This window comes from Spirulina subsalsa FACHB-351 (genome assembly GCF_026130165.1).
Taxonomy (GTDB): domain Bacteria; phylum Cyanobacteriota; class Cyanobacteriia; order Cyanobacteriales; family Spirulinaceae; genus Spirulina_A; species Spirulina_A subsalsa_A.
Genome location: NZ_JAIHOM010000154.1, coordinates 1 through 10,281 on the forward strand (window position 1 = coordinate 1; position 10,281 = coordinate 10,281).

A 10,281-nucleotide genomic window follows, 5' to 3' on the forward strand; every position below is an offset into this window, starting at 1 on the left:
CGAGTTGTGGAGTTAACCATGACCGGGATATTAATGCCAGTGCGAACATTTTGGCCGCTGGACTAGCGGTGTCAGTCTGTGGAGCGACCGTAAGACCCGAACAGAGTAAATCTGTGAAGGCTGGTGCCATGAAGCAGAAACCTAAATCGTGAGGTTTAGGAATCCCCGTCCTTTAGGACGGTCGGAGGATGTCAAGTTTTTAAGGGTAATAGTACAGATACAAGTGAGGGGTTGGGATTTCAACCGACCTTTTTGGACTATAGCAAATCCTCTCGGTTTTCGACGAGCGGTTTTGTTCAGAACTCCCGATTTGGCGCCCAAGCGCAACTACGAAACTGATTCCCGACTCCCGATGCTCTTGACTTCTAACTTTGGGTCTTAACTTGTCAAGATTGGGGGGGAGGCACAAGGCAAGGGGACATCTCCATCAAAAGACTAAATAATACTCGCCATGATTCGGTACCCACGTTAACCACTCTTGCTCCGATATTTGACAGAGTAATAGGGCTTGATTCCCTGCGAAAGAACTCGGTAGGTCTTCTAACATAATCCAGGTTCCGGGTTTGAGACGCTGCCAAAAACTTTGGATGAGGGGACAAGAGGCAAAAGGAGGGATGTCCATAGTTTTGTTTTTCCCGATAAGTTTAAAGTTTTGTGACTAAATATACAGAAATTATTTTCTGTATTATAAGCGACGATTTTTTGTGAACGGGGAAATGTAAACTGAATTGTAAGTAACGTTTTGCAAAGATCGTGATTTTAAAAGCCCTTGTCTTTTCTTTCTATCTCGACTGAACAACTGCAAAAATGGCTAGATGAAGGCTTGAAGCTGAGTCAAAATGGACATTTGCCGACTTATATTCCTCAATTGGCGGCGGTAGATCCTTGTGGGGGGGCTGTTTGTTTACAAGGGGTGGCGGGGGAAGTTTATCAGGTTGGTCATGTAACGTTACGTTTCCCGTTGATGAGTGTCATTAAACCTTTTGTGTTGTTATATGTTTTGCAAGAGGTGGGGGTAGAAATTCTCGGGCAACGGGTGGGGATGAGTCCATCGGATCAACCTTACTATTCTTGGGAACAGTTGGTGGCGGATGGGGGATTTCCCCGTAACCCGATGTTAAATAGTGGGGCGATCGCATTATGTGATTTAATGCCCGGAAATGCTGCCACAGAACGAACCGAGCGTTTTCGTTTGTGGTTAAATGAGGGGGCAGGTTGTGGGTTAAGGTTAGATGAGGGGGTGTTAGACTCTGTGCGATCGCATCCCAATCTCCGCAATTTGAAGTTAGTCGAAACTTTAACCCAAGCGGGGTATCTCCAAAAGCCAGAACAGTCCCTTGACACCTATCAACAAGTGTGCTGTCTTTCCGGTGCGATCGCAGACATTAGTCAGTTAGGGATGATGTTAATTCAGCCCCCCCCTAGCATAGCGCCTCAACATTGTGAGCAGGTATTAGAAATCATGCTCACCTGTGGACTCTATGAGGACTCCCCCCACTTTGCTCAACGAGTGGGCATTCCCCTAAAATCTGGGGTGAGTGGTATCGTTTTAGGGGTGATTCCCCAAACCGGAGTCATCGCTTGTTACAGCCCTCCCTTGAACGAACAGGGGCATTCTATCGCGGGTTTATGGTGGGTGGAAACCTTCGTGCAACACATCCGGAATATTTGACCGAAAATAATGGGATACAAGCCCCGTCCTTCAGGACGGCTTTTTATTACCTATCGGGTCAGACGTGGGGCTTCTTGGGGAAGAAGCTAAAAATCTAAAAAAATACTGAAAGGCAATTCATTCTCAGCTAAATGCTTCTAGGATGATTACTTAGCTTGGTAGCATATGACACAAAATCTCTTTGAATTCATGGATCCCTCTGATGCAGATCAAGGTTCCGGGAGGCGATCGCCATCTTTTGCGCCCCATTGCCCAGCTTCTCCAGATGAGTTCACGTCTATCCCATCGAGTTTTGATCTACAAGGGGTTTATTGCCTATTGGTGCAACAATTAGCCCGTTCCCTGCCCATTATTAGTAGTTTGTTAGTCTATCACGACCCACAAACAGGCGATCGCCTTTCCGTCACCCATCCCACCCCCTCCAATCCTGAGTTAAGCGAATTCATCACCCGGCAACTCCTCACTCAGGAATTCCTCGACTTGCCCGATAATCCAGAGAATCCCTGGCCTACACGACAAATCGCAGAGAATATCATCCCCATTCCCAGCGCAGAGGGAGTCTGGGGCTATGTCTATCCCCTCAACTCCCTCAAACCCTATTTAGAATACCTCCTGTTGCTCTTAGAAGCCCCCTTAACTCCCCCTCAAAGCACCATCTTCCAACAACAGGGCAAACTGATTAGCTATTACTTAACCCTTTATCAAACCGAAGCGAGACAACAGGCCAAGATTAACCTCTTAGAACAAGTTATTCAGCGCCTAGAACATCAACTGCGCAACCCTTTAGGCTTAATTGCCCTTTCTGCCGAAACCCTGCGCTTAGGATTAGCCGAAGAGTCCCGCTTGAGTCAACAGGCCATGGTTATTCGGGATACCGTCCATGATTTAACCCAACACTTAACCGATTTACTTTATTGTGGACAACAGGCTAATTTACAAATTGCCCCCTATAATATACGCACAATTTTACTCAATAGTTTACAAGGTTTATATCCCTTTTTAGAAGAAAAAAAAATTGAAGTAGACTATCCTGAGCAGCCCGTAATCATTCCCGTTGATCAGTGGCAAATTAAACAAGTTTTTGATAATATCTTGAGCAATGCCATTCATTTTAGTCCCGTTGAAGAAATAATTACTTGTAACTGGCAGGTCTTTAAAAATGAGGTCTTAATTGAAATTCGGGATCGGGGTTGTGGTCTGAGTCCAGATGAGGTCAGCCGTGTGTTCCAGCCCTTTTATTCTCGTCGTGCTGGAGGACAAGGCTTAGGATTGGCGATCGCACAGAAAATCATTCTCGATCACCAAGGGCGACTGTGGGCAAGTAATTTAGCCGACGGAGGGGCGCAATTTTCCTTTGTTTTACCCCTACACCATCGCCAGACCCACTAAGTTCAGAAACTTAGTCAAAAAACCTAATTTCAAGAAAACTTAAGTTTTTTAAACTTAAGTCAAGAAACTTAACATTTCACAACTTTAAAATCGATGGTTTCTACAGTCAATCCTCCCCCAACCCATGCCGATCATTCCCCCACCTTACCCCCAACCATTTCGCTCTTATTAGTAGACGATAATCAGCCCTTTCGCCAAGGATTACGCATCCTCCTAGACTTTTACAATACCGGGGGAAAAACCCAGTTTTTAGTCGTCGGAGAAGCCGGCACCCCCCAACAGGCCATCCATGTCGCCCTTGAACAAAACCCCGCCATCACCATCCTCGACATGGAACTATCCTCCGGACAAGAAGATGGCATCAACACCTTACGCGACCTAACCAGTCACCACTACCCCGGTAAAGTGCTAGTGTTATCTGGCCATCGAGAAGAACAGATCATCTTTCGCGCCATGCAAACCGGAGCCGCCGGATATGTGCTAAAAGATCGAGTCGCCGATCAACTTTTACCCGCCCTTTTAACCATCCTCAACCAACAAATTTATCTCGGTCCAGAAGTAGCCACATCATTTTTCCGACTGTTCCATTTCTATGGAGGGCGTTCCTTACCCCAAAAATCCAGCATTCACCTTTCAGAACGAGAGCAAGAAGTGCTAAATCTCTTAGTCGAAGGGGTTTCCAACGATAAAATCGCCCAAAAACTCTATATTACCGTGGCCACCGTCAAGGCCCATCTCACCCGTATTTTCGAGAAACTCGGCGTAAAAAGCCGTACCCAAGCCATCGTTAAAGCCTTGAAATTGGGTTTAGTCAGCACTGAAGGGTCATAATTGTATTGATTCATTATCAATTATCAATTCTCAATTGATCAACCCACCCTTCCCCCAACGACTATGGCAAAATGACGGAGTACCCTGATTTTAGATCCACATGATTTCAGTCTCCCCCAGGAGTGCAACCACTCCACACCTTCGGGCTTGTCCCATTAATCCTAATCATTGGTATGTTGTCGCCCGCAGTCCAGAAGTCAGCACCCAGCCTTTAGGGATTACCTTGTGGAAACAAAAAATCGTTGTCTATCGGGATACCCAAGGTCAAATCCACGCCCTCGAAGACCGATGTCCTCACCGTCAAGTTCAACTGAGTACCGGGAAAGTGACGGGAGACTATCTAGAATGTGTTTATCATGGCTGGCAATTTGATGCCCAAGGTCATTGTGCAGAAGTCCCCTATTTAGCCGCTAATCAAAAACTCCCCCAGTGTAAAATCAAAACCTATCCCGTCCAAGAACAAGATGGTTTTGTCTGGTTGTTTCCCGGTGATCAAGATGCCACTCAAGTTGAATTAATGGGTGTTCCTGAATGGGATCATCTCAACTATATTGCTACAGTTTCTCTAATTGACTGTCAGGGTCACTTTTCTTTTTTAATTGAAAACTTAATGGATATGTATCATGGACATTTACATGATAACTACCAAGCTTGGGCATCGGCTAAATTAGAGAACTTAACAGAAGAACCCGGCAAGGTGACGGCTCTTTATGAGGCTCAAAGCTACTACAAAATTGATAAAATTTGGTCAATTTCTCAACTCTTTTTTCCCGCTTTACGTCGTCTTCATCCTGAGCCGTTAACGGTGACATACCAATATCCTCATTGGTATTCTACCCTAGGGCAAGATTTCAAAATCTATTGTTTATTTTGTCCGGTGAATGAAACCCACACCCGCGCTTATTTAATCCATTTCACCTCATTAAATGCTTTTTGGCGGCTGCATAAACTGCCGATTCCCTTTAGGAAGTTTGTTAAAGATAGTTTATTTGGATCCGCCCAGAAGCTCCTTGACGGGTTAGTGGTTCAAGATGTAGAAATGATTGAGCAAGAACAGGCCGCGTACCTGAAAAATCCTGAGCAGCGCAATTTTGAATTAAACCGGACTGTAAGTGCTGTTCAACGGTTAATTCAGAGTCAATTTGAGCAGCAGGTCGATTAAAAACGGATTTGTACGGTGGCGAGACGGCGATCGCGAGCAAAGGTAATCTCAGCCCCTCCCGGACGACTATTCAGGAAGGAGAGCAGATCCCGAATGTCATACACACGACGGCGGTTAATGGCAACAATGCGATCGCCCGGTCGTAAGCCCAAACGAGCCGCCAGAGAACCCTGTTGAACCTGTTGGATTACTAAATCAGAAGTGATGGCAATGCCTAAACTGTGGCGACTGTCACGACTCGGAGCCGGGGGGCGCGCTTGGGGTTGCCGTTGGGGTTGTCGGGCCAATTCAAGGGCGGCGTTGCGGGCTTGGGCAATGCGATCGCGGTGTTGATTAATAAAGCCCTGAGCCGCTTCTGCACTGGTGGCAAAGCCGATCCCTATATTCCCCCCACCGGTGCTTAAAATCGCCTTATTCACCCCAATTAAGTGGCCTTGGGAGTTCAAGAGCGGCCCCCCGGAGTTGCCCTGATTAATCGCCGCATCGGTTTGTAAGTCGCCATTGGGGGCAATGCGGCTTAAAATTCCGGTGGTGAAGGTTCCGGCTAGTCCAAAAGGACTGCCAATAGCATAAACTTCCTGACCGACACGAATCTCTCGGGAAGTGGCTAAGGGAATCGTGGGAAACCGTCGATCGGCAATAATTTGGACTAAAGCTAAATCATTTCGACGGTCTAAGGCTAACACTTGCCCACGATGGCGTTGACCATCGGCCGTGATCACTAAAACCACTCCTTGTCTCGCCCCGGACACCACATGATGATTGGTTAAAACTAAGCCCTGTTCCTGAATAATACTGCCTGACCCCGAACCATTGCCCGTGTCAATGGTGACGACGGCCGGACTGGCTTTCTCGTACACCTGAATCCGGGTCTGTTCCGTGGGATTAAATTTAGGGGTAGCGGCAAAGCTGGGCTGGGCAAAGCTGAGGGCGGCCCAGCTCGATTCTTTACCCACAGGGGGGGCTGCTACTAAACAGCAGGATAAGGCACAGGCGAATAAATAAGCAGGTTTCATGACTCTAACTCTTCCCACATTGTTTAGGAATGCGCTGGATGGTTTGATGCTAATTTTTCTGATGGTTACAATGAATCAACTGTTCCCCGGATTGAACTATGCGACTTAAACCTTGGCAATGGATTGTTTTAATCACGCCCATTACCGTGATTGTTCTGTTCCTACTCATTGCCGCCGGAACACAAATCCACGATTGGCGGCTGAATTGGATTTGGGCGGTTTTTACCCTCCTGCTCGTGGGCTGGCGTTGGTTATTAGTCCGGTGGACTAAACCCCTGCCTAGCTCCCTCGAAACGCCTCTAGTCGCTTGGGAACAAAGTCTAGACTCTCCCACCTTCACCCCAGAAGGCCGAGATCAGGCTCTGGAACAGGTGGAACGAGTCCTACAAGGTATTTTAGCCCAAGCGCAAAGCGATCGCCCGCTCTGGGAGGATATGGCGACCTTCTGGGAACGCTGCCGGGAGGTGGTGGTGCAGGTGGCGCAAGTTTATCATCCCGAAGTACAATATCCGATTCTCAATATCTACATCCCCCAAGCCTACGGTTTAATGCGCAGTACGGTTGAAGATGTGGACTGTTGGATGGAGCAGTTAAGCCCCGCTTTAAATCAAGTGACAGTGGGACAAGCTTATCAAGCCTATGCCCTCTATCAAAAATTAGAACCTTCTGCCCGGAAAGCCTTGCGGGTGTGGAATTGGGCGCAATGGCTGCTCAATCCGGCGGCGGCGGCGGCTCGGATGGCTAGTCAAGGCACGAATCAAAAGGCGACTCAGCAATTGCTGGTCAATTTGGGGCAAATGGTGCGAGAAACGGCGCTGCGCAATTTAGCCCGTCAAGCGGCGGCACTCTATGGGGGACAAGGGGTTCCGAATCTGGAAACGGCCGCCCCTCCCCCCGGTCTGGCTAAAGCGAAAACGACCACCTTACAGGCGATTTTAGAGGCGGCCGAACCGACGGAACGCCTAGAGCAAAAGCCCTTAAATTTGTTGTTTATGGGGCGCACGGGGGCGGGGAAAACGAGCTTGATTAACAGCTTGTTTGAGTCGGAACAGGGGGAGGTGGATGTGTTACCCAGTACGGATCAAATTAAAAGTTATCACTGGGAAACTCCCCAAGGGGATAGTCTAACGCTGTGGGATACACCGGGTTACGAACAGGTGAACCAACGGGAATTTCGGGCTTGGGTGTTAGAGGCGGCCCAGGAGTCGGATTTGTTGCTGTTGGTGACTCCGGCCTTGGATCCGGCGCTGCAAATGGATGGGGATTTATTGCAGGAGATTCACGCCACGGCCTCGGATTTACCCATTTTGGGGGTAGTGACCCAGGTGGACAAGTTGCGCCCTCTGCGGGAGTGGGAGCCGCCCTATGATTGGCAAAATGGCGATCGCCCCAAGGAAAAAAATATCCGCGCCGCGACCCAATACCGGGGGGAACAGTTGGCAGCCTTTTGTGGGCAAGTCCTGCCTGTGGTGACTCAAGATTGGCAGACTGGGCGCAGCCCTTGGAATATTGACACCCTGTCCGTGATCTTGTGGGAGGCGATCGCACCCACCCAACAAATCCGGCTGGCCCGTTTTTTGCGCGATCGCGAAACCCGGATCATTGCTACCGCCAAACTCATCGACCGCTACACCCTACAAATGACCACCACCCAAGGCCTCACCGCCCTCTTAAAAAGCCCCATTCTTCAGTTTCTCTCCACCCTGACCACCGGATCTCCGGCCCTAGCCTATTTACTCGCCGAACAGATCCCCGTAGAACAGTTACCTGTGGTCATTGGTAAGTTACAACTGGCCTATGATCTTTATAATTTATTAGGGAGTAAAAACACTAAAAGCCCCTCTTTTGATCTCTTAGCCCTGTGGCCTTTATTATTAGAAAATAATGCTCGACCCGACCAAGAAGCTTGGGCATTTGGTCATGCTTTAGTAGAGTATTGGACTCAACCCTTAAGCTTAGAGCAAACCGAACAGCGTTATCAATATTATCTGAAAAATTTTCCCTAAAATGCTCGCGTTTCCCGACCCGGAGCATTGAGGGGAAAAACAAACAGTTAGCCAAGGGATTAACCCCATCTACTTTTGCGACCCAACCCGACCCTCTCCCCTTGACAAGCCATCAAAAATCGCCAACAATAAACAAAAAAAAGCCCCCCCTTCCAAAGGTATAAATGAGGAGGATTGGCTCTGTCAATGGTGATGTAACTTCTCAACAGACATTCTTTCTGATTTCTTAACCTTTAGCCATCCCCCTCGGGACAGATTGATCCCATCAAAAAATCCATGAGTATTATCGAACAACCCCTAGGTTCCGTGATTCAGGGGTCATTAAGTCAAGGTTTAGAAGTCCGTCTTCATGCAGATGTTTCCGTAGAAGATATGCGAGTCGGAAAATTCCTGGTGATTCAGGGGGTGCGATCGCGCTTCTTTTGTCTCCTGACCGACGTTTCCCTTGGCACCGCCAACCCTCGCATTTTAGTCAATCCCCCCAGTCTCGAAGACGACTTTTTACGGGAAGTCCTCGCCGGAGGCGGCACCTACGGCACCATCAACCTCTCCCCCATGTTGATGTTCACCCCCGACGAACGCCCCAACACCTTCCCCACCGGACTCGCCATTCCCCAAACCCAAAACGGCAAAAGTCCCCTCGCCTCCTTCACCCCCAACAGCAACAGCGACGTTCTCCTCCTCCCCGTCAAAACCATCCCCAGTCACTTCAGCCCAGTATACGAAGCCAACGAGAACGACTTTCGCATTGTCTTCGGTTGGGAAGATGACCCCCAGCGCAAAAACTTCGCCGTCGGTAAACCCCTAGACATGGATGTTCCCGTCTGTCTCAACTTAGATCGAGTGGTGGAACGGAGTAACGGCATCTTCGGCAAATCCGGCACCGGGAAATCCTTCCTCACCCGCCTCCTGATTTCCGGCATTATCCGCAAAAAAGCCGCCGTCAACCTGATGTTTGATATGCACTCCGAATATGGTTGGGAAGCCATGCAGGAAGGTAAACAAATCAGCACCGTTAAAGGACTGCGCCAACTCTTTCCCGGCCAAGTGGAGATTTACACCCTAGACCCCCAATCCACCCGCAGACGAGGCGTTCGGGATGCTCAGGAACTGTATTTGAGCTACGATCAAATCGAAATCGAAGACCTACGCTTAGTCAGCCATGAACTTGGATTATCCGATGCCAGCATTGACAACGCCAACATCCTCGCCGCCGACTTCGGCAAATCGTGGATTGTGAACCTCCTCAACATGACCAACGAAGAAATCCGGGAATTCTGCGAAACGAAACAAGGTCACACCGGGTCAATCATGGCGCTGCAACGGAAACTCATGCGCCTCGACAGCCTCAAATACATCAAAAACACCTGTCCCCACAATTACATTGATCAAGTCCTCCAATCCCTCAACGCAGGCAAGCACGTTGTCATTGAATTTGGTTCCCAGTCTAACCTGCTTTCCTATATGTTGGCCACCAACATGATCACCCGTCGGATTCACCAAAGTTACGTCACCAAATCTGAGCAGTTTTTACGCTCCAAAAACCCCCAAGATCGACCCCTGCAATTAGTGATCACCATTGAGGAAGCCCACCGTTTTTTAGACTCCAGCATTGTCCATCAAACCATCTTCGGCACTATTGCCCGGGAAATGCGCAAATATTTTGTCACTCTTTTAGTGGTAGACCAACGACCCTCGGGCATTGATAATGAGGTGATGTCTCAAATTGGGACCCGCATCACTTGTTTATTAAACGACGACAAGGATATTGATGCGATTTTTACGGGAGTTTCTGGGGGCCAAAGTTTAAGATCGGTTTTGGCGAAATTGGACTCTAAACAACAGGCCTTAATTTTAGGTCATGCTGTTCCCATGCCTGTGGTGGTGCAAACTCGTCCCTACGATGCACAGTTTTATCAGGAAATTGGTTCAACGGATTGGCAAGAATTACCAGATCATGAGGTTTTCGCGGCTGCCGATGCGGCCAAGGCTGATTTAGGCTTTTAGCTTGGGGCTTGCTACAACCGTATTTTCCCTATTCCTGCAAAGAATCCCCCGTTCTTTAGGGCTTGGGTGAGTATTGACACTCCCATCGCTAAAAGCGAGGGATTCTTGGTTCAACGAGTTTCCTTAACTTGGCAGGACGTATCCAACCAAGCCAGAGGGAATCTCTCCCCAAGCGTGAGTTCCGGTATGCCCTACCGT

General features: G+C 48.6%; 8 protein-coding genes and 1 pseudogene. 7 read left to right on the forward strand and 2 right to left on the reverse strand.

All coding sequences use genetic code 11. The annotated features are described in order from the left end of the window. A pseudogene (locus K4A83_RS23685) lies at positions 1 to 152 on the forward strand (RNA-guided endonuclease TnpB family protein); the annotation flags it as partial. Between the two features lie 275 nt (positions 153 to 427). Here the strand turns inward: K4A83_RS23685 and K4A83_RS20400 are convergent. After that, positions 428 to 622, reverse strand: a complete 195-nt coding sequence (locus tag K4A83_RS20400) for a hypothetical protein (protein ID WP_265266539.1) — start codon at positions 620 to 622, stop codon at positions 428 to 430. A 147-nt stretch (positions 623 to 769) separates the two neighbouring features. Here K4A83_RS20400 and K4A83_RS20405 point away from each other — a divergent pair, with 147 nt between their 5' ends. The 4 genes from K4A83_RS20405 to K4A83_RS20420 all read left to right on the forward strand — a co-directional run bounded on the left by K4A83_RS20405 (position 770) and on the right by K4A83_RS20420 (position 5,054). Beyond that, positions 770 to 1,672 (forward strand): glutaminase, encoded by a 903-nt coding sequence (locus K4A83_RS20405; RefSeq protein WP_265266540.1) that lies wholly within the window; start codon positions 770 to 772, stop codon positions 1,670 to 1,672. 165 nt (positions 1,673 to 1,837) lie between these two features. Further along, positions 1,838 to 3,061 (forward strand): sensor histidine kinase, encoded by a 1,224-nt coding sequence (locus K4A83_RS20410; protein WP_265266541.1) that lies wholly within the window; start codon positions 1,838 to 1,840, stop codon positions 3,059 to 3,061. A 93-nt stretch (positions 3,062 to 3,154) separates the two neighbouring features. Next, positions 3,155 to 3,892, forward strand: a complete 738-nt coding sequence (locus K4A83_RS20415; protein WP_265266542.1) for a LuxR C-terminal-related transcriptional regulator — start codon at positions 3,155 to 3,157, stop codon at positions 3,890 to 3,892. 100 nt (positions 3,893 to 3,992) lie between these two features. After that, positions 3,993 to 5,054: an aromatic ring-hydroxylating dioxygenase subunit alpha gene (locus tag K4A83_RS20420; protein WP_265266543.1), complete on the forward strand. Its 1,062-nt coding sequence runs from the start codon at positions 3,993 to 3,995 to the stop codon at positions 5,052 to 5,054. On the opposite strand, the gene K4A83_RS20425 is transcribed toward K4A83_RS20420, so the two are convergent. Next, positions 5,051 to 6,070: a S1C family serine protease gene (locus K4A83_RS20425; RefSeq protein ID WP_265266544.1), complete on the reverse strand. Its 1,020-nt coding sequence runs from the start codon at positions 6,068 to 6,070 to the stop codon at positions 5,051 to 5,053. The two genes, K4A83_RS20420 and K4A83_RS20425, sit on opposite strands and share 4 nt — an antisense overlap. Before the next feature lie 98 nt (positions 6,071 to 6,168). On the opposite strand from K4A83_RS20425, the gene K4A83_RS20430 reads away from it, so the two are divergent. After that, entirely contained in the window at positions 6,169 to 8,076 is a 1,908-nt protein-coding gene (locus K4A83_RS20430; RefSeq protein WP_265266545.1) for a GTPase family protein, read from the forward strand. Between the two features lie 282 nt (positions 8,077 to 8,358). Beyond that, positions 8,359 to 10,083, forward strand: coding sequence for a helicase HerA domain-containing protein (locus tag K4A83_RS20435; protein ID WP_407810254.1), 1,725 nt, complete (start codon positions 8,359 to 8,361; stop codon positions 10,081 to 10,083). The last annotated feature ends 198 nt before the right edge of the window (positions 10,084 to 10,281 follow it).

Excerpts from the sequence above, each read along its gene's own strand:
- K4A83_RS20410 (WP_265266541.1), top strand. The coding sequence starts at position 1,838 with ATGACACAAAATCTCTTTGAATTCATGGATCCCTCTGATGCAGATCAA.
- K4A83_RS20400 (WP_265266539.1), bottom strand. The coding sequence starts at position 622 with ATGGACATCCCTCCTTTTGCCTCTTGTCCCCTCATCCAAAGTTTTTGG.
- K4A83_RS20420 (WP_265266543.1), top strand. The coding sequence starts at position 3,993 with ATGATTTCAGTCTCCCCCAGGAGTGCAACCACTCCACACCTTCGGGCT.
- K4A83_RS20430 (WP_265266545.1), top strand. The coding sequence starts at position 6,169 with ATGCGACTTAAACCTTGGCAATGGATTGTTTTAATCACGCCCATTACC.
- K4A83_RS20425 (WP_265266544.1), bottom strand. The coding sequence starts at position 6,070 with ATGAAACCTGCTTATTTATTCGCCTGTGCCTTATCCTGCTGTTTAGTA.
- K4A83_RS20415 (WP_265266542.1), top strand. The coding sequence starts at position 3,155 with ATGGTTTCTACAGTCAATCCTCCCCCAACCCATGCCGATCATTCCCCC.